The 22532-nt window shown below is 70.4% G+C and carries 21 protein-coding genes and 1 riboswitch; of the genes, 6 read left to right on the top strand and 15 right to left on the bottom strand.

Annotated elements, in window-relative coordinates; all coding sequences use genetic code 11:
* Positions 1-20: 20 nt before the first annotated feature.
* The 4 genes from ACFC0Z_RS22385 to ACFC0Z_RS22370 form a co-directional block, all read right to left on the bottom strand.
* Positions 21-1034 (bottom strand): NlpC/P60 family protein, encoded by a 1014-nt coding sequence (locus ACFC0Z_RS22385; RefSeq protein ID WP_376440669.1) that lies wholly within the window; start codon positions 1032-1034, stop codon positions 21-23.
* Between the two features lie 196 nt (positions 1035-1230).
* On the bottom strand, positions 1231-2280 hold the full coding sequence (locus tag ACFC0Z_RS22380) for an NlpC/P60 family protein (RefSeq protein WP_376440666.1): 1050 nt from the start codon (positions 2278-2280) through the stop codon (positions 1231-1233).
* Between the two features lie 268 nt (positions 2281-2548).
* Positions 2549-3913, bottom strand: a complete 1365-nt coding sequence (locus ACFC0Z_RS22375; protein ID WP_376440664.1) for an NYN domain-containing protein — start codon at positions 3911-3913, stop codon at positions 2549-2551.
* Between the two features lie 33 nt (positions 3914-3946).
* Positions 3947-4189 (bottom strand): hypothetical protein, encoded by a 243-nt coding sequence (locus ACFC0Z_RS22370; RefSeq protein ID WP_055644001.1) that lies wholly within the window; start codon positions 4187-4189, stop codon positions 3947-3949.
* A 157-nt stretch (positions 4190-4346) separates the two neighbouring features.
* Between ACFC0Z_RS22370 and ACFC0Z_RS22365 the strand changes: the two genes are divergently transcribed.
* Positions 4347-5081 carry a rhomboid family intramembrane serine protease gene (locus tag ACFC0Z_RS22365; RefSeq protein WP_376440661.1) on the top strand — a complete coding sequence of 245 codons (735 nt, stop codon included), beginning with the start codon at positions 4347-4349 and terminating at the stop codon, positions 5079-5081.
* Complete coding sequence (locus ACFC0Z_RS22360; RefSeq protein ID WP_024755605.1) at positions 5078-5359, top strand: Lrp/AsnC family transcriptional regulator; 282 nt, start codon at positions 5078-5080, stop codon at positions 5357-5359. The genes ACFC0Z_RS22365 and ACFC0Z_RS22360 overlap by 4 nt, the downstream gene beginning before the upstream one ends.
* 90 nt (positions 5360-5449) lie before the next feature.
* Here ACFC0Z_RS22360 and ACFC0Z_RS22355 read toward each other — a convergent pair whose 3' ends face one another.
* The 6 genes from ACFC0Z_RS22355 to ACFC0Z_RS22330 all read right to left on the bottom strand — a co-directional run bounded on the left by ACFC0Z_RS22355 (position 5450) and on the right by ACFC0Z_RS22330 (position 12628).
* Complete coding sequence (locus ACFC0Z_RS22355) at positions 5450-6859, bottom strand: aminotransferase class V-fold PLP-dependent enzyme (RefSeq protein ID WP_376440658.1); 1410 nt, start codon at positions 6857-6859, stop codon at positions 5450-5452.
* A gap of 185 nt (positions 6860-7044) precedes the next feature.
* A riboswitch (SAM riboswitch) is annotated at positions 7045-7161 on the bottom strand.
* A gap of 87 nt (positions 7162-7248) precedes the next feature.
* Positions 7249-8313 carry an anthranilate phosphoribosyltransferase gene (trpD, locus tag ACFC0Z_RS22350; protein ID WP_376440656.1) on the bottom strand — a complete coding sequence of 355 codons (1065 nt, stop codon included), beginning with the start codon at positions 8311-8313 and terminating at the stop codon, positions 7249-7251.
* A gap of 140 nt (positions 8314-8453) precedes the next feature.
* Positions 8454-10076: a cytochrome bc complex cytochrome b subunit gene (locus ACFC0Z_RS22345; protein WP_376440654.1), complete on the bottom strand. Its 1623-nt coding sequence runs from the start codon at positions 10074-10076 to the stop codon at positions 8454-8456.
* Entirely contained in the window at positions 10073-11125 is a 1053-nt protein-coding gene (locus ACFC0Z_RS22340; protein ID WP_376440651.1) for a Rieske 2Fe-2S domain-containing protein, read from the bottom strand. The genes ACFC0Z_RS22345 and ACFC0Z_RS22340 overlap by 4 nt, the downstream gene beginning before the upstream one ends.
* On the bottom strand, positions 11122-11931 hold the full coding sequence (locus tag ACFC0Z_RS22335; protein WP_376440649.1) for a c-type cytochrome: 810 nt from the start codon (positions 11929-11931) through the stop codon (positions 11122-11124). The genes ACFC0Z_RS22340 and ACFC0Z_RS22335 overlap by 4 nt, the downstream gene beginning before the upstream one ends.
* Before the next feature lie 76 nt (positions 11932-12007).
* Positions 12008-12628 (bottom strand): heme-copper oxidase subunit III, encoded by a 621-nt coding sequence (locus ACFC0Z_RS22330; protein ID WP_141296084.1) that lies wholly within the window; start codon positions 12626-12628, stop codon positions 12008-12010.
* A gap of 202 nt (positions 12629-12830) precedes the next feature.
* Here ACFC0Z_RS22330 and ACFC0Z_RS22325 point away from each other — a divergent pair, with 202 nt between their 5' ends.
* Entirely contained in the window at positions 12831-13232 is a 402-nt protein-coding gene (locus tag ACFC0Z_RS22325) for a hypothetical protein (RefSeq protein WP_376440646.1), read from the top strand.
* Between the two features lie 37 nt (positions 13233-13269).
* Here ACFC0Z_RS22325 and ACFC0Z_RS22320 read toward each other — a convergent pair whose 3' ends face one another.
* The 4 genes from ACFC0Z_RS22320 to coxB form a co-directional block, all read right to left on the bottom strand.
* Complete coding sequence (locus tag ACFC0Z_RS22320) at positions 13270-14523, bottom strand: Ig-like domain-containing protein (RefSeq protein ID WP_376440644.1); 1254 nt, start codon at positions 14521-14523, stop codon at positions 13270-13272.
* Between the two features lie 135 nt (positions 14524-14658).
* Complete coding sequence (locus ACFC0Z_RS22315; RefSeq protein ID WP_376440641.1) at positions 14659-15057, bottom strand: cytochrome c oxidase subunit 4; 399 nt, start codon at positions 15055-15057, stop codon at positions 14659-14661.
* Positions 15054-16790, bottom strand: a complete 1737-nt coding sequence (gene ctaD / locus ACFC0Z_RS22310) for a cytochrome c oxidase subunit I (protein WP_376440638.1) — start codon at positions 16788-16790, stop codon at positions 15054-15056. Before ctaD ends, ACFC0Z_RS22315 begins: the two co-directional genes overlap by 4 nt.
* On the bottom strand, positions 16787-17752 hold the full coding sequence (gene coxB / locus ACFC0Z_RS22305; protein ID WP_376440636.1) for a cytochrome c oxidase subunit II: 966 nt from the start codon (positions 17750-17752) through the stop codon (positions 16787-16789). Before coxB ends, ctaD begins: the two co-directional genes overlap by 4 nt.
* A 358-nt stretch (positions 17753-18110) precedes the next feature.
* Here coxB and ACFC0Z_RS22300 point away from each other — a divergent pair, with 358 nt between their 5' ends.
* Entirely contained in the window at positions 18111-19496 is a 1386-nt protein-coding gene (locus ACFC0Z_RS22300) for a cysteine desulfurase/sulfurtransferase TusA family protein (protein WP_376440633.1), read from the top strand.
* A gap of 55 nt (positions 19497-19551) precedes the next feature.
* Here the strand turns inward: ACFC0Z_RS22300 and ACFC0Z_RS22295 are convergent, their stop codons facing one another.
* Positions 19552-20526 (bottom strand): carbohydrate kinase family protein, encoded by a 975-nt coding sequence (locus ACFC0Z_RS22295; protein WP_376440630.1) that lies wholly within the window; start codon positions 20524-20526, stop codon positions 19552-19554.
* Positions 20527-20656: 130 nt separating this feature from the next.
* Here ACFC0Z_RS22295 and ACFC0Z_RS22290 point away from each other — a divergent pair, with 130 nt between their 5' ends.
* Both ACFC0Z_RS22290 and ACFC0Z_RS22285 read left to right on the top strand, forming a co-directional pair.
* Positions 20657-20863, top strand: a complete 207-nt coding sequence (locus ACFC0Z_RS22290; protein WP_376440627.1) for a hypothetical protein — start codon at positions 20657-20659, stop codon at positions 20861-20863.
* Between the two features lie 65 nt (positions 20864-20928).
* Positions 20929-22383, top strand: coding sequence for a hypothetical protein (locus ACFC0Z_RS22285; RefSeq protein WP_376440624.1), 1455 nt, complete (start codon positions 20929-20931; stop codon positions 22381-22383).
* Positions 22384-22532 lie beyond the last annotated feature (149 nt).

The following is a 22532-nucleotide window of genomic DNA, read 5'->3' as shown; positions in this document are numbered from 1 at the left end:
CGGGCCTGCCGCCCGAGGGCTCAGACCCTGGTCACCGTCACGTTCGACATCATGTTCACCGGGTCGTAGCGGACCCGCGCGCCCGGGTAGGGGGCGTGGATGACCTGGCCGTTGCCCGCGTAGATGCCCACGTGGCTGGCGTCGCCGCGGTACGTGACCAGGTCGCCGGGCTGCGCCTGCGAGAGCGGCACCTGGCGGCCGGCGTGGCGCTGCGCCGCCGAGGTCCGCGGCAGGCTGATCCCGGCCTGCCGGTACGACCAGACCATGAGGCCCGAGCAGTCGAAGCCGGAGGGGCCGGTCGCCCCCCACACGTACGGCTTGCCGATCTGGCTGCGCGCGGCGACGACGGCGGCGGAGGCCCGCGAGGAGGCGGGGCCGAGGTCGGCGAGCGGCGGCATCTCCTCGTCGCGGCCGCCGGAGCGGGAGGACCGGTCGTAGTCGGCGCGCTCCTCGACGGTGAGGGAGGCGAGGAGGCGGCGGGCGGCGGCGAGCTTCCGCTCGACGGTCCGCTTGTGGCGGGCGACCTCGGTCCGGCTGCGCTCCAGCTCGGCGAGGGCGGTCCGGCCCTCCGCGCGCTTCTGGTCGAGGCGCCGCTGCTCGTGCCGGAGTTCGCCGAGCGCGGCGCTCTGCCGGGCGGTGACGCGGTCGAGGGCGGAGGCGCGGTCGAGGTAGCTGTCGGGGTCGGAGGAGAGCAGCAGCGCGAGGGCGGGGTCGATGCCGCCGGAGCGGTACTGGGCCCCGGCGACCGAGCCGAGGGCGCCGCGCATGCGGTTGATGCGCTCCTGGCCGCGGGCGAGTCCGTCCTGTGCCCGGGCGACCGTACGGCGCAGCTCGTCCGCCTTCTCGTCCGCCTGGTTGTACCCCTCGGTGGCCTTCTCGGCCTCCTCGAAGAGGCGGTCGACCGTGGCGCGGGTGGCCGCGGAGGAGGTCCCCGGGTCGGCGCTCGCGGGGACCGCCCCGAGGGACGCGGCCGCGGTGGCCGCGGCGGCGGCGGTCAGGACGGTGACCCTCGCGGGTCGGCGGTGGGAGGCCACTGGTCGCGCTCCGTTCGGCTCGACGGGGACTGGAGGGCCAGACGTTAGCCGCTGAGCACGTCGTCTCCAACGAAGCCGATGGACACACAAAGTGACGCCCCGCCGGAGAACACAGGTCACCGGCGGGGCGTCAGGTCAGTCAGTGGCCCGGCAAACCACCCGATTGGGGGGCAGGCCGGAGCGGGTCGTGGCGGGGTCAGCCGCCGATGCGGACACCGAACTGGAAGGTGCCCATGTAGCTCATGGACTCGTAGCGGACCACGGCGCCCGGCTTCGGGGCGTGCAGGATCGTGTTGTTGCCCGCGTACAGACCCACGTGCGAGAGGCCGTTGAAGAAGACCAGGTCGCCGGGGCGGAGCTGGCTGCGGCCGATCTTCACGCCGTCGTTCTGCTGGGTGTAGGTGGTGCGGGTGAGGCGGACGCCGGCCTGGCGGTAGGCCCACATCGTCAGACCGGAGCAGTCGTACGAGTTGGGGCCCTCGGCGCCGGAGACGTACGGCTTGCCGAGCTGGGTGGCGGCGGCGCTCAGCGCCATGGCACCGAAGCCGGAGGCCGGGGCCTCGTTGCCGAGGTCGACGCGGGAGGAGGCGGCGGCACGGCTGGCGCGCTGCTCCTTCTCGCGCTCCTGGGCCTCGAGGCGCGCGCGCTCCTGGGCGGTCAGGGTGTTGAGGAGGGCGCGGGCGTCGGCCAGCTTGCCCTGGTACTTCTTCTTCTTCTCGCCGAGCGTCTTGGTGACGTCCTCGAGGTCGGACAGCTTCGTGGTCGCCTCGGCGCGCTGCTGGGCGAGGGTCCGCTGCTTGGCCTGGATCGAGGTGAGCACGTCGGCCTGCTGGGAGCTCAGCTGGTCGATCGCGGACGCCTTGTCGAGGTAGGTGTCCGGGTCGGCGGAGAGGAAGAGCTGGATCGCCGGGTCGATGCCACCGGAGCGGTACTGGGCGCTGGCGACCGAACCGATCTGGTCGCGCAGGGTGTTGAGCTCCTGCTGACCGCGGGCCACCTTGTCCTGGAGCTCGCCGATCTCCTTCTGGAGCGTGCCCCGGCGCTCGTCGGCCAGGTTGTACTGCTCCGTGGCCTCCTCGGCCTCGTGGTGCAGCGCGTCGACCTTGGCCTTGACCTCGTCGATCTTCGGCTTGGGGGCCGCCTGGGCGCCCGACTGGGCGGAGAGCGCGACGGCGGCGGCCGCGGTCGCGGTGAGCACGGTCACGCGGGTGCGGCTCGGCTGCTTGGGTCGACGGTGGGACGCCACGAAGGCGAGCTCCTTCTTCCTCAGAGCCGCCCAACCGGTGAAGGAGAGGCGGTTCCTCCGCCGCCACCCCGGATGGGTGAACTACCGCGCGAAGGTTCGAACCCTGACCCTAGTGACCAAGTTGTGATCAGTTCAAATCCCACCGGCAAAAATATCGCTCAGGCACCACTTTGTTTACACGCACCACACGGGCTGTGATGAGCACTTGACGGTCCGCCGTCCAGAATTCGGGCATATCGCCCAGGAGTTACGAGACCGCCCCGAGGGCCTACGAGAGGCGCGAAAGCCGCTTCAGCAACAAGGCGGACGTGACGGGCCGCGCGCCGGCCTTGGCCACGCCGTCGGCCACCTCGCGGTCGGTGGAGACCACCACCACCGGACGGCCGGGCGGCTCGGCCCGCACCAGCTGACGGATCAACTCGTCCGCCGTGACACCGGGCTTGGAGAACAGCACCCGCACCCCGCGCGGCGGCGCGAGCAGCACCGGGGCCGCGAGCTCCGCCCCGTCGAAGACACAGGTGACCTCGGCACCCGACCGGGCCGCGAGAGCCGAGAGGCTGCCGAGCAGCCGCAGCCGCTGCTTCTCCAACGGCATGGTCGGATAACCGGTCTTGGTGACGTTGTAGCCGTCGACGACCAGATGCGCCTGGGGCAGTTCGAGGAGCTGGTCGAGGAGGGCGGGGTCGGTCTCGGACAGCGCGCGCGCCGCGATGTCCTTCGGCGACATCCGGCCCGGCTCCACCGCGTCCACGGTGTCGGCCGGATGCATCGAGACGGGCGGCAGCGCCAGTTCGCGGCGCAGCCCCTGGGCCGCGTCGAGGACCGTGTCGAGGAGCAGCCGCAGCCGCATGTCCTCCACCGAACGCCCCTCGCGGGCCGATCTGCGGCTCGCTTCGAGCGCCGCCTCGACCTCGCCGAGCCGCGCCTTGAGACGACGGCTCTCGCTCTCGGCGGACGAGACCTGCGCCGCCGCCTCCGCCTTGGCCGCGTCGATCTCGCCCTGGACACGGCGGAGCGCCGCCTCGCCGCGCTTCACGTCGCTCTGGGCGCTGCGCAGCTTGCGGTGAAGCGATTCCGCTTCCTTGCGGGCCGTCTCCAGGTCGCGCCGGAGCTGCTCGGTCTCGCTCCTGGAGCGCTCCTGAGCGGTCGCCAGCTCCTCGCGCAGCCGCTCCAGCTCGCGCCGGCCGGCCTCGTCGGCCCGCTCGGCGTCCGCCCGCAGGGCCTCCTCGCCCGCGGCGGCGACGAGCTTGACCCAGCCGGCCGGCCGCAGCACGTAGGCCGCGGCTGCCACGTCGACCGGGTCGGCGGCGGCCGGCGGGGTGCCGGACTCGACGGCACCGGCCAGCTCGGGCTCGGCCTGCTTGAACCGCTCGCCGATCCGCTGCCGGAACAGCGGGTCGCTCTCCAGGGCCGCCGCCATCGCGTTCCCGGCGAACTTGGCGCGGCGGGCGGCGGTGAAGCGGGCGTACTGCCGCAGGGGTGCCGGAAGCTCCGCGACGGTCAGGCCGCCGAAGGCGTCGGCGACCAGCGCGACCACCCGCCGACGTACGCCTTCCGTCAGTGGGTGGTCGAGCGTCTCGGCAGCGTCACCTGCCGCGCCGGCCGGCTCACCACCGTGCGCGGACTGCTCCACGATCCGTCACCCCTATGTCGTCCGCGCCGTCCCTCAGGAGGCGGCGCCCGGCCTGTCCACCAGTTCGATCTGGTCCACCGCGTTGCACCAGCGGCAGCGGACCGACTCGATGGTCTCACTGACCACCTGACGCTCCTCGACCGTCGGGTCGCCCGCGAGGTCCAGATGGACGTACTCGACGACCTTGGAGGAGCGGGTCACGTCGAAGCGGGTCAGATTGCCGCAGAGCGTGCAGCGCCAGCGGGTCTCGTCGGTCGGCAGGGGAACCGTCGTCATCGGTCCGTCCTTCTTCCTGTCGTGTCGTGCCAGGTGCGGGAGCCGCGGTGCGCCGTCGAACCGCTGTCGTACTGCCCGTTACCCTACGGCCTCCGGGCCTCACGGTTGACGGCGAGGCACTCTGTCCACTTCGGCCCCGGTACGCGATGATCTGTCCGTGATCGACTGGCGAGCGGCGACCCTCGGCGCCTGGCGCGGCGCGCGCGGCGGCCCCACGGTGACGTACGGCCTCATCGCCGCCTGCTGCCTGCTCTTCGTGATCGGCCCGGTCTCCGGGCTCAATCCGGCGTACGGCACGGGTGACGAGCTCCTGGCCGCGCAGAGCGCGTACTTCCGCCGCTGGGGCGTGGTCCCGGCCGAGCTGATGAACGGCGTGCCGGGCGCCCTGCTCACCCCGTTCACCGCGCTCTTCGTCCACGGCAGCTGGCTGCACCTGCTGGGGAACATGCTCTTCCTGTACGTCTTCGGCGCCATGGCCGAGGAGCGCATGGGCCCGGTCGAGTTCGCCCTCTTCTACCTGGGGACCGGGTACGTGGCCCTGCTCGGGTACGCGGCGGCGCACGCGGAGAGCGAGCAGACGCTCGTCGGGGCGTCCGGGGCCATCTCCGGGGTGCTCGGGGCGTTCCTCTTCCTCTTCCCCCGGTCCCGGGTGACGAGCCTCTTCCCCTTCCTCTTCTTCCTGCCCCTGCGCTTCCCGGCCTGGATCGTGCTGATCTTCTGGTTCGCGCTCCAGTGGCTGGCGGCGCGGGCCGCCGGTCCCGGCCCGGGGGTCGCCTATCTGGCCCACGTCGTGGGCTTCTGCGTCGGCTTCCTCTACGCGTGGGGCCGTTTCCGGGGTGGGGCTAGAGTGAAGGCACCAGCCGCGGCGACCGAGGGAGACAGCCAGCCGTGATCACCGCGATCGTGCTCATCAAGACCAGCGTGGACCGCATCCCCGAGATCGCCGAGTCGATCGCGGCGCTCGACAGCGTCAGCGAGGTCTTCTCGGTCACCGGGACCTATGACCTGATCGCCATGGTCCGGGTGTCGCGCCACGACGACCTGGCGGACGTCATCCCCGGCAGCATCAGCAAGATCCCGGGCGTCGAGGCCACGGACACGCACGTGGCGTTCCGCACCTACTCCCAGCACGACCTGGAGGCGGCCTTCGCCATCGGCCTGGAGTCCTGAGGCCTGTCCGGGGGTTTCCGGACACATACGCGCCACAGAGGAAGGGGGCCTCCCGATCGGGAGGCCCCCTTCACCTGTACGAGTGACTGATCAGCCGCGGTCGGGGACGCAGCGGCCGTCCTCGGTGCGGTACTTCCACTGGGCACCGTCCCGGACGAGCTCCTTCACGGCGCCGACGAACCGCTCCACGTGCTCGTCCGGCGTACCGGCGCCGAAGCTCACCCGGATGGCGTTGAGCGAGCGCTCGCCGGGGGCCGCCTCGGGCGCGCCGCACTCGCCGACGTCCTGCGGGTCGCTGCCGAGCAGGGTGCGGACGAGCGGGTGGGCGCAGAAGAGGCCGTCGCGGACGCCGATGCCGTACTCGGCGGAGAGCGCGGCGGCGAAGTGGGAGCTGTTCCAGCCCTCGACGACGAAGGAGATGACGCCGACCCGGGGGGCGTCGTCGCCGAACAGGGACAGGATCCTCACCTCGGGGACCTCGGCGAGGCCCGCGCGGACCTTCGCGATGAGGTGCTGCTCGCGGGCGACGAGGGAGTCGAAGCCGGCCTCGGTGAGCGCCTTGCAGGCGGAGGCGATGGAGTAGACGCCGATGACGTTCGGGGAGCCGGCCTCGTGGCGGGCGGCGGTGGTGTGCCACTCGACGTCCACGCCGCCGTCGGCCCGGCGGGCGACCTTGCGGGAGGCGCCGCCGCCGGCGAGGTAGGGCTCGGCCTCCTGGAGCCAGTCGGCGCGGCCGGCGAGGACGCCGGAGCCGAAGGGCGCGTACAGCTTGTGGCCGGAGAAGGCGACCCAGTCCACGTCCAACTCCTTGACGGAGACCGGGTGGTGGGGCGCGAGCTGGGCGGCGTCGAGGACGATCCGGGCGCCGTGGGCGTGCGCGGCGGCGGCGAGCTCCTTCACCGGCCACAGCTCGCCGGTGACGTTCGAGGCGCCGGTGACGCAGACGAGGGCCGGGCCGTAGGGGTCGCGACCGGCGAGGGCGAGCTCCAGCGTCTCGACGGCCTGGGCCGGGGTGCGGGGCGCGTTGAGGTAGGTGACGCGGGCGTCCTGCCAGGGCAGCAGCGAGGCGTGGTGCTCGGTCTCGAAGACGAAGACCTCGCAGTCGGCGGGGATGGTCCGGGCCAGCAGGTTGAGCGAGTCGGTGGTGGAGCGGGTGAAGACGACCTGGTCGCCGGGGCGGCAGTCGAGGAACTCGGCGACGGTCTCGCGGCTGTTCTCGAAGAGGTCGGTGGAGAGCTGGGAGAGGTACCCGGCGCCGCGGTGGACGCTGCCGTAGTACGGGGCGTACGCGGCGACGTCGTCCCACACGCGCTGGAGGGCCGGGGCGCTGGCCGCGTAGTCGAGGGCCGCGTAGGTCACTTCGCCGCCGGTGACGAGCGGGACGGTGACGTCCCGGCCGAGGACCGGCAGCGGGGCGGCGCAGCAGGGGTCGGCGGACTCGGCGGCGGAGTCGACGGTGGCGACAGCGGTGGTGGCGGCGGCGTTCGAGTGTGCGGACATAGCGGTGTCTCCCGGCATAAAAGGGGCGCGAATTGGCGTGAAGGACCCGCGGGGCAGCGCGCAGAGAAGGAGGTGCCGCGCACGGGTGAAGGGGTGGAGAAAGGGGCCGGAGAGGCCCTAGCGCATTCGCTTGCTCACGAGACACCGCTCCCTAGAGGACCAAGGACCCCAGGGTGTGACGCAGGGGTCCGCGCTTGCCGCAGGGCTTCTGCCGTGCGACCTGGTCTTCACCCGGGGCACCCCGCCACGGACGGAGGGTTGCCGGACAGTCAGCCGGGGCTTGACGACTGTCACTCATGACCTGGCACAGAACGTAGTTCAGTGGATCGCCGACGCGCAACCCCGTCCGCATTCCGGGACGGGGCGCGTGTCGTGCGTGTGGCGCGAACTCAGCTGTTGCTGACGGAGACCCAGCGCTCCAGGGTGCGGCGGGCCGCGCCGGAGTCGATCGACTCGGCCGCCTTGGCGATCCCCGCCGACAGCTGCTCCGCGAGGGTGCCGTCGGTGGGCTCCAGGGCGGCGAGCGCCGCCGCCGCGTTGAGCAGCACCGCGTCCCGTACCGGACCGGTCTCCCCCGCGAGGAGCCGGCGGGCCACGTCGGCGTTGTACGAGGCGTCCGCGCCGCGCAGCGCGTCGACCGGGACGATCGGGATGCCCACCTCGCGCGGGTCGAAGGACTCCTCGCGGACGGTCCCGTCGCGCACGATCCACACCCGGGAGGTGGCGGTCGTGGTCAGCTCGTCGAGGCCGTCGTCGCCGCGGAAGACGAGCGCGGAGGAGCCGCGCCCGGCGAGCACGCCGGCGACGATGGGGGCCATGCGGGCGTCGGCGACGCCGGTCGCCTGGGCGCGGACCCTGGCCGGATTCGTCAGGGGGCCGAGGAAGTTGAAGACGGTCCGGATGCCGAGTTCCTTGCGGGCCATGGCCACGTGCCGCAGCGCCGGGTGGAACTTCACGGCGAAGCAGAAGGTGATCCCGGCCTCCTCGGCGACCTCGGCCACCCTCTTCGGGGTCAGCTCCAGGTTGACGCCGAGCTTCTCCAGGACGTCGGAGGCCCCGGAGGCGGAGGAGGCGGCGCGGTTGCCGTGCTTGACGACCTTGGCGCCGGTGCCCGCGACGACGATCGCCGACATGGTCGAGATGTTGACGGTCTTCGCGCCGTCGCCGCCGGTGCCGACGATGTCGACGGACGGCCCCGGCACCTCGATCGTGTTGGCGTGCTCGTACATCGTCCGGACCAGGCCGGTGATCTCGTCGACGGTCTCGCCCTTGGCCCGCAGGGCGACGACGAAGCCGGCGATCTGGGCGTCGGTGGCCTCGCCCCGCAGGATGCGGTCCATCGCCCACGCGGTGTCGTCGGCGCTCTGGTCGCGTCCGGTCAGCAGACCGTCGAGGACGACGGGCCAGGAGCGGCCCGCCGACGTAGGTCCTCCAGCGGGGGTCGCAGCGCTCATGGCAGCTCCAGGCGATCGTACGGATACGGGTGACGGATGCGGTCCCACCCTATCGACCCCCGGGGACGGCGAAGAGCCCCGTCCATCGAATGGACGGGGCTCCTCAGCGTGGCGACCTACGTCGGAGGAAGGTCAGGTGATCAGTGGTGGCCGTGGCCGTCCTGGATCGCCTTGTACTCCTCGACGGTGGGCTTGGCGATCTGGCTGTCGTCGCCGTAGTAGCCCTTGTTCAGCTTGACCCGGAGCTTCTCCAGGCGGCCGACCTTGCGCTCGACACCGTTCTCGTCGACGGCCGGCGGAAGCTCCGCGGCCTCGTACTGCTCGTGCGCCGTGAGGCGGTGCAGCTCGCCCTGGCTGAGCGGCTCGTGGACCTCGACGAACTCACCGTGCGGCAGGCGCTTGATGATGCCCGACTCGCGGCCGTGCAGCACCTTGTCCTTGTCGCGGCGCTGGAGGCCGAGGCAGATCCGCTTCGTCGCGATGAACGCGATGACCGGGCCGACGAAGAAGAAGATCCGCACGAACCAGGTGATCGAGTTGATCGACAGGTGGAAGTGGGTCGCCCAGAGGTCGTTTCCACCACCCACGAGCATGATCATGTACGCGGTGATCCAGGCGACACCGAAGGCGGTGCGCGTCGGAGCGTTGCGCGGGCGCTGCGCGATGTGGTGCTCGCGCTTGTCGCCGGTGATCCAGGACTCGATGAACGGGTAGACCGCGATCGCGGCGAGGACCGCCGGGAAGATCGCGAGCGGGATCATCACGCCCAGGACCAGCGTGTGGCCCCAGAGGTTGATCTCCCAGCCCGGCATGACACGGATCAGACCCTCGGCGAAGCCCATGTACCAGTCGGGCTGGGCTCCGGTGGACACCTGGTCCGGACGGTACGGGCCGATGGCCCAGATCGGGTTGATCGAGGCGATCGCCGCGATGACCGCGATGACACCGAAGACCAGGAAGAAGAAGCCTCCGGCCTTCGCCATGTACACGGGCAGCAGCGGCATGCCGACGACGTTCTTGTTCGTCCGGCCGGGGCCGGCGAAGTGCGTGTGCTTGTGGACGAACACCAGGATGAGGTGGGCGACCACGAGGCCCAGCATGATGCCGGGGAGCAGCAGCACGTGCGCCGAGTAGAACCGGGCGACGAAGTCGCCGCCGGGGAACTCGCCGCCGAACAGGAACATCGAGAGGTACGTGCCGACGACCGGCACGGACAGGATCGCGCCCTGCATGAAGCGGACACCGGTGCCGGAGAGCAGGTCGTCCGGGAGCGAGTAACCGGTGAAACCGGTGAACATGCCCAGGAAGAACAGCAGGAAGCCGAACAGCCAGTTGATCTCACGCGGCTTGCGGAACGCGCCGGTGAAGAAGACGCGCATCATGTGCACGAACATGCCGGCGAGGAAGATCAGCGCCGCCCAGTGGTGGATCTGCCGGATCAGCAGGCCACCGCGCACCTCGAAGGAGATGTGCATGGTCGAGTTGAACGCCTCGGACATCAGCTGTCCCTGGAGCGGGACGTACGGTCCGACGTACTCCACCTCGTTCATCGACGGGTGGAAGAACATCGTCAGATAGACGCCCGTCAGGATGATGATGAGGAAGCTGTAGAGGCAGATCTCGCCCAGCATGAAGGACCAGTGGTCCGGGAAGATCTTCCGCATGTTGGCCTTGGCCAGGGTGTAGATCCCCAGCCGACCGTCGGCCCAGTCGGCTACCCGCTCACCGGCGGGCGCTTTCTTCGTAGCGGTCACGGTGCTCATCCGCGCTCCCAGAAGGCAGGACCGACGGGCTCGTCGAAGTCGCCGAGCGCCTCAAGGAAGCCCTTGTCGTTCACGCCGATCCGCAGCTGCGGAAGGGCGTGACCGGCCGGGCCGAAGATGACGCGGGCGCCGTCGGAGAGGTCGAAGGTGGACTGGTGGCACGGGCAGAGCACGTGGTGCGTCTGCTGCTCGTACAGGGAGATCGGGCAACCCACGTGGGTGCAGATCTTCGAGAAGGCGACGACACCGTCGTGCGACCACTCGAGCTCGCGCTTGTCCTTGATGTCGTCCGGCTGGATCCGGACGATCATCAGGGCGGCCTTGGCGATCTCGGTCTGGAAGTCGTGGTCGTGCTCCGACATGCCCTCGGGCATGGCGAAGGTCAGCGAACCCACGGCGACGTCCTCGGGACGCAGCGGCTCGTGCGTGTTCATGTTGATGAGCTGCTTGCCCTTGGCCCACTTGGTGGTCCGGAGCTTCTTCTCGGGCAGCGGGCCCATGTCACGCAGCAGCATGACGCCGGAGAGCGGGACGAGCGCCAGCGCACCGAACATCGTGTTGCGGATGAGCTTGCGACGGCCCATGCCCGACTCCGCGGCACCGGCCGCGAAGTCCGCCATGACCTTCGCCTTGACCTCGGGCGAGGCGGCCATCTCGTGACGCTCGTCGGCGACCTCGACGTCGGACATCAGGGTGCGGGCCCAGTGGACCGCGCCCGCGCCGATGAAGAAGAGCGCCGCGCCGAGGGTCAGACCCAGGGCGAAGTTGAGCGAGGACACCCGGCCGAAGGGCCAGATGTACACGATGTGGTCGACCGGGAAGATCACGTACGACGCGATGAAGCCGATCGTGGCCAGCATCGACAGCGTGAACATGAAGGCGACCGCACGCTCGGACCGGCGGGCGGCCCGCTCGTCGATGTCCTGGATGCGCGGCTTGTGGGGCGGAAGGCCCGGGTCGGCGAACGGGTCGTCGGCGACCTTCACCGCGCCGTGCGCGGTGTCCTGCCCTGCCGGCAGGTTCTCTTCTGGATTCTCTTGGCTACTCATGACTTCTTGGCCTTAGCGGTGTGGGCCGCGACCCAGATGGCAACTGCGATCAGCGCGCCCAGACCGAAGATCCAGGCGAACAGGCCCTCGCTGACGGGACCGAGACCACCGAGCTTGAGACCGCCCGGGTTGTCGGCCTTGTCGCTGTTGACGGCCTGGACGTACGCGATGATGTCCTTCTTCTCCTTCTCCGGCATGGTCGTGTCCGGGAAGGAGGGCATGTTCTGCGGGCCGGTCTGCATGGCCTCGTAGAGGTGCTTCGGGCTCACGCCTTCGAGGCTCGGGGCGTACTTGCCGTTGCTCAGCGCGCCACCCTCACCGGTGAAGTTGTGGCACTGGGTGCAGTTGGTGCGGAACAGCTCGCCACCCTTGGCGATGTCGGCACCAGCCGGGTTGTACTGCTCCTCGGTCGGCGTGATCGGGCCGGCACCGAGAGAGGCGACGTACGCCGCGAGCTGATCGATCTCAGCCTGCGAGTAGATGACCTTCTTCTTCGGGACCTGGGCGCCCGGCTGCTGGGCCGGCATACGGCCGGTGCCGACCTGGAAGTCGACCGAGGCCGAGCCGACGCCGACGAGGGACGGGCCGTCAGTGGTTCCCTGACCGCCGGTTCCGTGGCAGCTGGCGCAGCCGACGGAGTAGAGCTTCTTGCCCTCCTCGATGGCGAGGGACTGGGCGGTTTCATCGGCCTTCGCCGTGCCCGCGGGCGCGAACGCGGCGTACAGCCCCCCAGTGGCCGCCAGCGCGAGAAGTAGGACGACGACCGCCGCCAGCGGATGGCGTCGTCGTGCGGAGAGCTTTTTCACGGATTACCCCGGTGTCAGGATCTTCTGCGTCGATGCTTGCTGGATGTCTCGGACCCGCCGCGGCGGCGGGGTCCGATTACTTGATCATGTAGATCGTGGCGAAGAGGCCGATCCAGACGACATCGACGAAGTGCCAGTAGTAGGACACGACGATGGCGGCGGTTGCCTGCTCGTGGGTGAACCTCTTGGCGGCGTAGGTCCGGCCGAGGACCAGCAGGAAGGCGATGAGACCGCCCGTCACGTGCAGGCCGTGGAAGCCGGTCGTCAGGTAGAAGACCGAGCCGTACGGGTCCGACGAGAGCGAGAGGCCCTCGTGCTTGACCAGCTCGGTGTACTCGAACACCTGGCCGCCGATGAAGATCGCACCCATCACGAACGTGATGATGAACCACGTCCGGAGCTTCTTCACGTCGCCCCGCTCGGCGGCGAAGACGCCGAGCTGACAGGTGAGGGAGGAGAGCACCAGGATCGTGGTGTTGGTCGCCGAGAACGGGAAGTTCAAGGCCGAGGCCTTTTCCGCCCAGAACTCGGGACCTGTCACCGATCGCAGGGTGAAGTACATCGCGAAGAGGGCCGCGAAGAACATCAGCTCGGAGCTCAACCAGATGATGGTTCCGACGCTGGTGAGGTTCGGCCGATTGACCGAGGGGTGCGCGTGCCCTGTTTCTACTGTCGTTACTGTCGCCACGACCGACATTATGTCGGTCGCTTATCCCGCCCTCACTCCGGGGGGTGCCGTTCGGAGTGTCAGGGGGGTGTGTCCAGCCCGAACGGCCCAGTGCCGGCCCCTTCGAACAGGTGCTGAACGGGTGTTGACGGGGTGTGGACCGGAGTAGCATCCCGCGCATCGATCGACGACCTTCCCAGACCTTCCCACGGACTTGCCCCACGGAGGAACGATGCAGTCGAGCGCCACGGTCCTGGTCTACAGCGACGACGCGAACACCCGCGCGCAGGTGCGCCTCGCCGCGGGGCGCAGGCCCGCCGCGGACGTGCCTCCGGTCGAGTTCCTGGAGTGCGCGACGCTCCCGGCGGTCCTGAAGGCCCTGGACGAGGGCGGCATCGACGTCTGCGTCCTGGACGGCGAGGCGGTGCCCGCCGGCGGCATGGGCGTCTGCCGGCAGCTCAAGGACGAGATCTTCCGCTGCCCGCCGGTCCTGGTGCTCATCGGCCGCCCCCAGGACGCCTGGCTGGCCACCTGGAGCCGCGCCGACGCCGCGATCACCCATCCGGTGGAACCGGTGGAGTTCGCGGCGTCCCTGGCGGCCCTGCTGCGCTCCCGCCTCTCGATCGACGCGTGACCCGGGCGCGTCGCGGGACGCTCCCCGGGTCACGCGGCTAGATCGAGGGCCTCAGACGGGCTTTGGCGTCCTGCGTGGCGGCCGGGTCACCGGTCTTCTCCACCAGGGCGCTGCCCTGGCGCCACTTGTCCCAGGACAGGTTCCAGTCGCCGAAGCCGTTCCCGAAGGTGTCCATCGTGTCGCCGTAGCTGTTGACGGTCCTGACGATGTCGCCGGGGCGGACGGTCTCGTAGAACCAGGCCGCGTTCCCCGTCGACATGCCGACACAGCCGTGGCTGACGTTCGCCACGCCCTGCGAGTCGACGGACCAGGGCGCGGCGTGGACGTACTCGCCGCTCCATGTCACCCGGGTGGCGTAGTAGACCGGCAGGTCGTACGACTCCGAGGTGCCCTCGGAGATGCCGATGCTGGTGCCGCGCATCCGGACGTAGTACTCCTTGCCGAGCACCACCTTGATGCCGTTTCGGGTGGAGAAGCCCGGTTTGCCGGTGGTCACCGGAATGGTGTTGATCACTTCTCCGTTACGCCGCACGGTCATGTAGTGGGACTCGGCGTCCGCGACCGCTTCGAGCCGGTCGCCGATGGAGAGCTTCAGAGGCTTGGAGGCGCCGCCGTAGAGCTTGTCGCCGACCTTGAGGCCGTCGAGGTTGGCCGAGGCCGTGACGAGCGCTCCGGCCGGCCAGTACTCCTTGGGCCGGAAGTGGAGCTCCTTGTCGTCGACCCAGTACCAGGAGCCCTCGACGGAGGGCGTGGAGCGGACCTTGAGGGCCCGCTCGACGACCGCGCGGGCCGCCCTGTCCTTCACGGGGAGGCTGAGCTCGGCGGTGAGGGGCTGCCCGACGCCGTACGTGCCCGCCTCCGGCCCGAAGGTGACGGTCAGGGCCCGTTTGGCCGGAGCCGTCTCGAACGTGTACGTACGGGCGCCTGGGGCGCCGTCCTCGTCCTCGGTGGCCACCCGGACCGTGTAGCGCGCTCCGGCCGCCAGCGCGGCCGTGGAGCGCCAGCGCCGCCCGTCCGCGGTGAGTTCGCCCGCGAGCCGCCGTCCGGCCGCGTCGACGGCCGTCACGTCGGCGATCCGGCCCTCGCCCTTGGCGGAGACCTCCAGGGGCTTCTCCGGGTTCACCTTGGTCCCGCCGTCCGCCGCGCTGAACGCGAGCTGGTCCACCGCGTCGTACGGCCTCGCGGACAGCGGATGGCCGTCGGATCCCGCGCACGCCGTGGCGGCCGCCGTGACGGTCACGACCAGGAGGGTGCAGCTCAGAACAGTCCGAATGCGCGGCGTGTCGTTCATGACCTCACCGTAAGAACAATCCCCCGCGGCAGCGCGCCCTGATGCTGCAAAAGAGGGGCCCGGACACTTCGGTGACGAAGTGTCCGGGCCCCTCGGGTGCTCCGGTGGCGGTCGCCCGCCGGGAAGCGGGTACCGCTACTGGTTCTGGTTCTCGCCGCGGTAGAACTCGAAGACCCAGCCGAACAGGCCGACGAGGATCAGCGGGGCGGAGAAGTACAGCAGCCACCAGCCCATCGCGATGGCGAGGAAGGCGAGCGCGCCACCGATGGCCAGCGACAGCGGCTGCCAGCTGTGCGGGGCGAAGAAGCCCAGCTCACCGGCCTCGTCCGCGACGTCGGCCTCCTTGTTGTCCTGCGCCATCGCGTCGACACGCTTGGCCGTGAAGGCCAGGTAGTAGCCGATCATGATGGACAGGCCGAAGGCGAGGAAGAGCGCCGTGGTGCCGACCGGCTCCTTCGACCACACGCCATAGACGATCGCCATGGCGAGGATGAAGACGCTCAGCCAGATGAACATCTTGCCCTGGATCTTCACTTGCCGGCCTCCTTGCCCGCGGTGAGGGCCTCGGCCACGTGCCCCTTGTTCTCGAGCTGGTCGACAGCCGCGATCTCAGGGTGGTGCAGGTCGAACGCCGGCGACTCGGAACGGATCCGCGGCAGGGTGAGGAAGTTGTGCCGCGGCGGCGGGCAGGACGTCGCCCACTCGAGCGAACGGCCGTAGCCCCACGGGTCGTCGACCTCGATCTTCTTGCCGTACTTGGCGGTCTTCCAGACGTTGTAGAAGAACGGCAGGATCGACAGACCGAGCAGGAAGGAGGAGATCGTCGAGATCGTGTTCAGCGCGGTGAAGCCGTCGGCGTCCAGGTAGTCCGCGTAACGACGCGGCATGCCCTCGGCACCGAGCCAGTGCTGCACCAGGAACGTGCCGTGGAAGCCCACGAACAGCGTCCAGAACGTGATCTTGCCGAGGCGCTCGTCGAGCATCTTGCCGGTGAACTTCGGCCACCAGAAGTGGAAGCCGGAGAACATCGCGAAGACGACGGTGCCGAAGATGACGTAGTGGAAGTGCGCCACGACGAAGTACGAGTCGGAGACGTGGAAGTCCATCGGGGGCGAGGCCAGGATGACGCCGGTCAGACCACCGAAGGTGAAGGTGATCAGGAAGCCGACGGCCCAGAGCATCGGGGTCTCGAAGGACAGGGAGCCCTTCCACATCGTTCCGATCCAGTTGAAGAACTTCACGCCTGTCGGTACGGCGATGAGGAACGTCATGAAGGAGAAGAACGGAAGGAGCACGCCACCGGTGACGTACATGTGGTGCGCCCACACGGTCACGGAGAGACCGGCGATCGCGATGGTCGCGGCCACCAGACCGATGTAGCCGAACATCGGCTTACGGCTGAAGACCGGGATGACCTCGGAGATGATGCCGAAGAACGGCAGCGCGATGATGTACACCTCTGGGTGGCCGAAGAACCAGAAGAGATGCTGCCAGAGCAGCGCTCCACCGTTGGCCGCGTCGAAGACGTGCGCACCGAACTTGCGGTCCGCCTCCAGGGCGAACAGAGCAGCCGCCAGGACCGGGAAGGCGAGCAGGACCAGAACACCGGTCAGCAGCACGTTCCAGGTGAAGATCGGCATGCGGAACATCGTCATGCCCGGAGCGCGCATGCAGATGATCGTGGTGATGAAGTTGACCGAACCGAGGATCGTGCCGAAGCCGGAGAAGGCCAGACCCATGATCCACATGTCGGCGCCGACACCCGGCGAGCGGACGGCGTCCGACAGCGGGGAGTAGGCGAACCAGCCGAAGTCGGCGGCACCCTGCGGGGTGAGGAAGCCGGCGACCGCGATGATCGAGCCGAAGAGGTACAGCCAGTACGCGAACATGTTCAGCCGCGGGAACGCCACGTCGGGCGCGCCGATCTGCAGCGGCATGATCCAGTTCGCGAATCCGGCGAACAGCGGCGTCGCGAACATCAGCAGCATGATCGTGCCGTGCATCGTGAACGCCTGGTTGAACTGCTCGTTCGACATGATCTGCGTACCCGGACGGGCCAGCTCGGCGCGCATGAAGAGCGCCATGAGTCCGCCGATGCAGAAGAAGACGAACGACGTGACCAGGTACATCGTCCCGATCGTCTTGTGGTCGGTGGTGGTCAGCCACTTGATCACGACGTTGCCGGGCTGCTTGCGGTGTACGGGAAGCTCGTTCTCGTACGAGTCCTCAAGCGAGGCGGCACCCTGGGTTTCGTTGTGGATGCTCACAGCTGGTGCTTCTCCGCATTCCTAGCCGGGTCCGTCTGCTCGATGCCGGACGGAATGTAGCCGGTCTGCCCCTTCTCGGCCAGCTCCTTCAGGTGCTGCTGGTAGCGCTCCGGAGAGACCACCTTGACGTTGAAGAGCATCCGGGAGTGGTCGACACCGCACAGCTCGGCGCACTTGCCGAGGAAGGTGCCTTCCTGGGTCGGGGTGACCTCGAAGGAGTTCGTGTGACCCGGGATGACGTCCTGCTTCATGAGGAAGGGGACCACCCAGAAGGAGTGGATGACGTCACGCGAGGTCAGGACGAACCGGACCTTCTCGCCCTTCGGCAGCCACAGGGTCGGGCCCGGGTTGCCGGTCTGCGGGTTCCGGTCGCCGGGGATGCCGGCGTCGTAGACACCGCCCGCGTTCTCCGGGAACGCGTCCAGGAACTTGTCCGGGATCGACGCGAGGTTCTTGTCCGTCTTGGCGTCACCCTTAACACCGGGCACGTTCTCGACGTAGTTGAAGCCCCAGCTCCACTGGTAGCCGACCACGTTGATGGTGTGGGCAGGCTTGGGGGAGAGCTCGAGGAGCTTCGACTCGTCGCGCGCGGTGAAGTAGAAGAGCACCGAGACGATGATGAGCGGAGTGACCGTGTACAGCGCCTCGATGGGCATGTTGTAACGGGTCTGCGGAGGTACCTCTACCTTGGTCCGGCTGCGCCGGTGGAAGATGGTGGCCCAGAGAATCAGGCCCCACACCAGGACGCCCGTGATGAGCGCGGCAGCCCAGGAGCCCTGCCACAGGGAGAGGATCCGAGGCGCCTCTTCCGTGACGGGGGTGGGCATGCCAAGGCGGGGGAAGTCTTCCCAGTTGTACGAGCAGCCCGTGGCTGTCGCCAGGATCAGGCCCGCAGTCAGCACCTGCGGCAGCTTCCGCCGCATCGGGCGCCGCGACGAGCGGTCGGAGCCGTTGGGACTCACGTAGCGCCTTCCCGAGAGTCTCGGCCCGCGTTGGTCGGCCACGGCCGTCCGTCTCGCTGGTCGGTCGCCGCCCCGGCCGCGGGCAGGGGTTTGGATGTTTATGCGGACCAAACCCTACTGGACGCTATTTGGGGTCGCGCGGGGAGGGTGCCCAACGCGCCGTCCGAGTCCCCGAAGGGGTGGATTCCCGCCTTCCGGAGGGGGGTCCTGAACGCCCGTTCGGCGGGCTGTGGGCGCAGGGGGGCGGTGTTCTGACGGGGCCTCACGAGTGGCGGAAGGGCGGCCGGGGGTTCGGGCGTGTCGGCCCTCCCCCGGGGCGGGACGGCCCCGGGCGGCCCCCTGGGCCTACCGTGGGCGGATGCCGTACTTCGACGCCGCGTCCGCCGCTCCCCTCCACCCCGTCGCCCGCCAGGCGCTCCTCGCCTCCCTGGACGAGGGATGGGCCGACCCGGCCCGGCTCTACCGGGAGGGGCGGCGGGCCCGGCTGCTGCTCGACGCGGCGCGGGAGGCCGCGGCGGAGGCCGTGGGGTGCCGCCCGGACGAGCTCGTGTTCACCCCTTCGGGGACGCGCGCGGTTCACGCCGGGATCGCGGGGGCGCTCGCGGGGCGCCGGCGGGTCGGGAACGGGATCGTCGTCTCGGCCGTCGAGCACTCCTCCGTACTCCACGCGGCCGAGGGCCACGCGGCGGCCGGCGGCTCGGTGACCGAGGTGCCGGTGGGGCGGACCGGCGCGGTCGACGCCGGGGCCTTCGCCTCGGCGCTGCGGCCCGACACCGCCCTCGCCTGCCTCCAGTCCGCCAACCACGAGGTGGGGACGGTCCAGCCGGTGGGCGAGGTCGCCGAGGCCTGCCGGGCGGCGGGCGTGCCGCTCCTCGTCGACGCGGCGCAGTCCCTGGGCTGGGGCCCGGTGGCGGGCGGCTGGTCGCTGCTCGCGGCGAGCGCGCACAAGTGGGGCGGTCCGGCGGGCGTCGGCTTCCTCGCCGTACGCAAGGGTGTCCGGTTCGCCCCGCAAGGTCCGTCCGACGAACGGGAGTCGGGGCGGGCGCCCGGCTTCGAGAACCTTCCGGCGATCGTCGCGGCGGCGGCGGCGCTGCGGGCGGTGCGGGCGGAGGCGGCGGCCGAGGCGGTGCGGCTGCGGGGGCTCGTGGACCGGATCCGGGCGCGGGTGCCGGAGCTCGTGGCGGACGTGGAGGTGGTGGGCGACCCGGTGGACCGGCTCCCCCACCTGGTCACGTTCTCCTGTCTGTACGTCGACGGGGAGACGCTGCTGCACGAACTGGACCGGGAGGGTTTCTCCGTTTCGTCCGGTTCGTCGTGTACGAGTTCCACGCTGACGCCCAGCCACGTGCTGCGCGCGATGGGGGTACTGAGCGAGGGGAACGTCCGGGTGTCGCTGCCGGCGGGCACGGCGGAGGAGGACGTGGACCGCTTCCTGGCGGTGCTGCCGGGGGTGGTGGCGGGGGTACGGGAACGGCTCGGCGCCCCGGCGGGCACTCCGGCGGCCGCCCCTTCCTCCGGCCCCCTCGTCGTGGACGCCCTCGGGAAGCGCTGCCCGATCCCGGTGATCGAGCTGGCGAAGGTGTTCGGGGAGGTGCCGGTGGGGGCGACGGTGACGGTCCTGTCGGACGACGAGGCGGCGCGCCTGGACATCCCGGCGTGGTGCGAGATGCGCGGCCAGGAGTACGTGGGCGAGTCCCCGTCGGAGAAGGGCGGGGTCGCGTACGTGGTGCGCCGCGTCTCCTGAGAAGCCGGGAAGGGCCGTACGGGAGCCGGAGAGGCTCCCGTACGGCCCTGTCGGGTCAGGAGAGGTAGGACTGGACCTCGGTCGCCGCCGTCTCGCCGTACGCCTTCGTGAAGCGGTCCATGAAGTTGGCGCGGGCCAGGGTGTACTCCTGCGTGCCCAGCGTCTCGATCACGAGCGTCGCCAGCATGCAGCCGATCTGCGCCGCGCGCTCCAGCGAGACGCCCCAGGACAGACCCGTCAGGAAGCCCGCGCGGAACGCGTCGCCGACGCCCGTCGGGTCGACCTTCGCCGTCTCCTCCGGGCAGCCGACCTCGATCGCCGGCTCCCCGACCCGCTCGATGCGCACACCGCGCGAGCCGAGCGTCGTGATGCGGTGCCCGACGCGGGAGAGGATCTCCTGCTCGGTCCAGCCGGTCTTCGACTCGATGAGGCCCTTCTCGTACTCGTTCGAGAAGAGGTACGTGGCCCCGTCGAGCAGCGTGCGGATCTCCTCGCCGTCCATGCGGGCGATCTGCTGCGAGAAGTCGGCCGCGAACGGGATGGAGCGGGTGCGGCACTCCTCCGTGTGGCGGAGCATCGCCTCGGGGTCGTCCGCGCCGATCAGGACCAGGTCGAGCCCGCCCACCCGGTCGGCGACGGCCTTGAGCTCGATCAGCCGGGCCTCGCTCATCGCGCCCGTGTAGAACGAACCGATCTGGTTGTGGTCCGCGTCCGTCGTGCAGACGAAGCGGGCCGTGTGCAGGACCTCGGAGATCCGGACCGCGGACGTGTCGACGCCGTGGCGGTCGAGCCAGGCGCGGTACTCGTCGAAGTCGAAGCCGGCCGCGCCCACGAGCAGCGGAGTGCTGCCGAGCTGGCCCATGCCGAAGCAGATGTTGGCCGCGACGCCTCCCCGGCGCACGTCCAGGTTGTCGACGAGGAAGGAGAGAGACACCGTGTGGAGCTGGTCGGCCACGAACTGTTCGGCGAATCGGCCGGGGAAGGTCATGAGGTGGTCGGTGGCGATGGAGCCGGTGACTGCGATACGCACGGCTGGATGCTCCTGCGGGAAGGCGGTAATGACAGTTCACGCTACCGGGTGAGGACGCCACTTCCGAACAGTGGAAACTACCCCAGAGTAGGTCTTTTCCCCGACGCGTTGTGATGCATACGGTGCGCCCATGACCATCCACCCCGCTCCTCGCGAGCGTCACGAGTCCGAGTGGAGCCTGGCCGAGCTGCGCGGCGACGGCGCTCGGATGGCCCCCCACTGGGTCACCCCGGTCGCCCCCGCCCCCGCGCCGGTCTCCGCCGCGTCCATCCACGGCGTCGTCGTGCCGGCCGCCTCCGCGCGCCTCATCGCCGCCACCGCCGAGTACGGCGGCTGACGGAACCGTCCGTCCGCCTGCTCCGTCCCATTCCCGTCCGGTCGGCTCGATCGAGGGAGCGTGTGGTGAGCAGCGATACGGAGAACGGGAAGCGGCGGCGTCGAGGAGTCACCGCCGCGGTGGCGGCCGGGGTCGTCCTCGCCATAAGCGGCGGGGTCTATCTCTCCTTCGCCGCCACCGCGCCCGGTGTGGGCTCGGTGAACCTGGCCGACCCCGCGGCCACTCCGCCCGCCCCGGATGCGGGCGGCACCACGGGGAGCGGCGCCGGCATCGCGCCCGGCGAGCCCGATCCCCACGGCGGTCCCCACGGGACCGTCTACACAGCCAAGGGCCCACTCCCCCAAGGGCCCTCCTCGGCCGCGGTCCACCGGCCGCAGGGCCTGGTCACCTCGGCGGAGGTGACCAGGCTGGCCGAGGCCCTCGGCCTTCCCGGTACGCCCGTGCTCGTCGGCGACGTCTGGACCATCCGGCCCGAGAAGGACGGCTCCGGGGCCCGCCTCGACGTCGCCCGGAAGGCGCCGGGGAACTGGACGTACTCCTGGTACGACGGCGGGCCCGTCGGCGACACCTGCCTCAAGGGCAAGGCCTGTCCCCCGCCCGGCGAGACGAAGCCCTCCCCCGGCGGCTCCCCGGTGAGCGAGGCCGCCGCGAAGGCGGCCGCCGCGCCCGTCCTCAAGGCCGTCGGGCAGGACGACGCCAAGGTGACGGCCACCCAGGTCGTCAACGGCTCGGTGCGGATGGTGAACGCCGATCCCGTGGTGGGCGGACTGCCCACGTACGGCTGGTCCACCGGGCTCCAGATCGGGCCCGACGGCAAGCCCGTCGCCGCCAGCGGGATGCTCAAGGAGCCGGTCGAGGGCGCCACGTACCCCGTCGTCGGGGCGGAGAAGGCCCTCGCCGAGCTGAACGAGGCCTCGAAGGGCACGGGACCGATCGGGATCGGGGGGTGTGCCACCGATCCGCCCGCCGGGACCGCGGTGGAGCCCGTCGCGCCCGTGGAGCCGATCGCGCCCGGCAACCCCACGGAGCCCCAGGGCTGCCCGACCGCCGCCTCGGCCCCGCCCGAGCAGGTCCCGGTCACGGCCGCCGTGTTCGGGCTCGCCGCCCGTGACGTGGCGGGCGAGCGGCTGCTCGTGCCCTCGTGGCTCTTCACCGCCGATCCGGCGGGCACCGCGCCCTACACGGTGGCGCAGAGCGCCCTCGTCCCCGGGCAGGGGGTGGCCCCGGGCGAGCCGACGCCCACGCCCACCGCGGCCCGGCAGGTCCAGTCGTACCGGACGGAGGACGACGGCCGGAAGCTGACCGTCACCTTCTGGGGCGGGGTGTGCAGCGACTACGCGGTCACGGCCCAGGAGAGCGCCGACCGGGTCACCGTACGGATCAAGGAGACGCCCCGCGATCCCGACCGGGCCTGTATCGCCATCGCCGTCGAGGTGACGAAGACGGTCACCCTCGACCGGCCGCTCGGCTCCCGGACCGTGGTGGACGGGGCCAGCGGGGAGGACGTCCCCCGGAGCTGACCGCGGGGGTCGGGGGAACGCGTGAGGGCGGCGGCCCGGGGAACCGGACCGCCGCCCTCACGGACGTACAGCTAGGGCCTGTCTGACAATTGGCGTCGGATCAGGCCGGGTCGTTCGGTGCGTGCGATCGGCGTGCGGCCGGGGCGCCC

This window comes from Streptomyces sp. NPDC056144, assembly GCF_042264145.1.
In the GTDB taxonomy this organism is placed as follows: domain Bacteria; phylum Actinomycetota; class Actinomycetes; order Streptomycetales; family Streptomycetaceae; genus Streptomyces.
Note: the sequence above shows the minus strand (reverse complement) of the source record. Positions and strands in the feature narration are given on the sequence as shown.

Bases quoted from the DNA above. Each gene is read 5' to 3' on its own strand.
- ACFC0Z_RS22355 (WP_376440658.1), bottom strand. From the start codon at position 6,859: ATGTCCGCACACTCGAACGCCGCCGCCACCACCGCTGTCGCCACCGTC.
- ACFC0Z_RS22340 (WP_376440651.1), bottom strand. From the start codon at position 11,125: ATGAGTAGCCAAGAGAATCCAGAAGAGAACCTGCCGGCAGGGCAGGAC.
- ACFC0Z_RS22300 (WP_376440633.1), top strand. From the start codon at position 18,111: ATGCCGTACTTCGACGCCGCGTCCGCCGCTCCCCTCCACCCCGTCGCC.
- ACFC0Z_RS22290 (WP_376440627.1), top strand. From the start codon at position 20,657: ATGACCATCCACCCCGCTCCTCGCGAGCGTCACGAGTCCGAGTGGAGC.
- trpD (WP_376440656.1), bottom strand. From the start codon at position 8,313: ATGAGCGCTGCGACCCCCGCTGGAGGACCTACGTCGGCGGGCCGCTCC.
- ACFC0Z_RS22345 (WP_376440654.1), bottom strand. From the start codon at position 10,076: ATGAGCACCGTGACCGCTACGAAGAAAGCGCCCGCCGGTGAGCGGGTA.
- ACFC0Z_RS22330 (WP_141296084.1), bottom strand. From the start codon at position 12,628: ATGTCGGTCGTGGCGACAGTAACGACAGTAGAAACAGGGCACGCGCAC.
- ACFC0Z_RS22325 (WP_376440646.1), top strand. From the start codon at position 12,831: ATGCAGTCGAGCGCCACGGTCCTGGTCTACAGCGACGACGCGAACACC.
- ACFC0Z_RS22320 (WP_376440644.1), bottom strand. From the start codon at position 14,523: ATGAACGACACGCCGCGCATTCGGACTGTTCTGAGCTGCACCCTCCTG.
- ACFC0Z_RS22370 (WP_055644001.1), bottom strand. From the start codon at position 4,189: ATGACGACGGTTCCCCTGCCGACCGACGAGACCCGCTGGCGCTGCACG.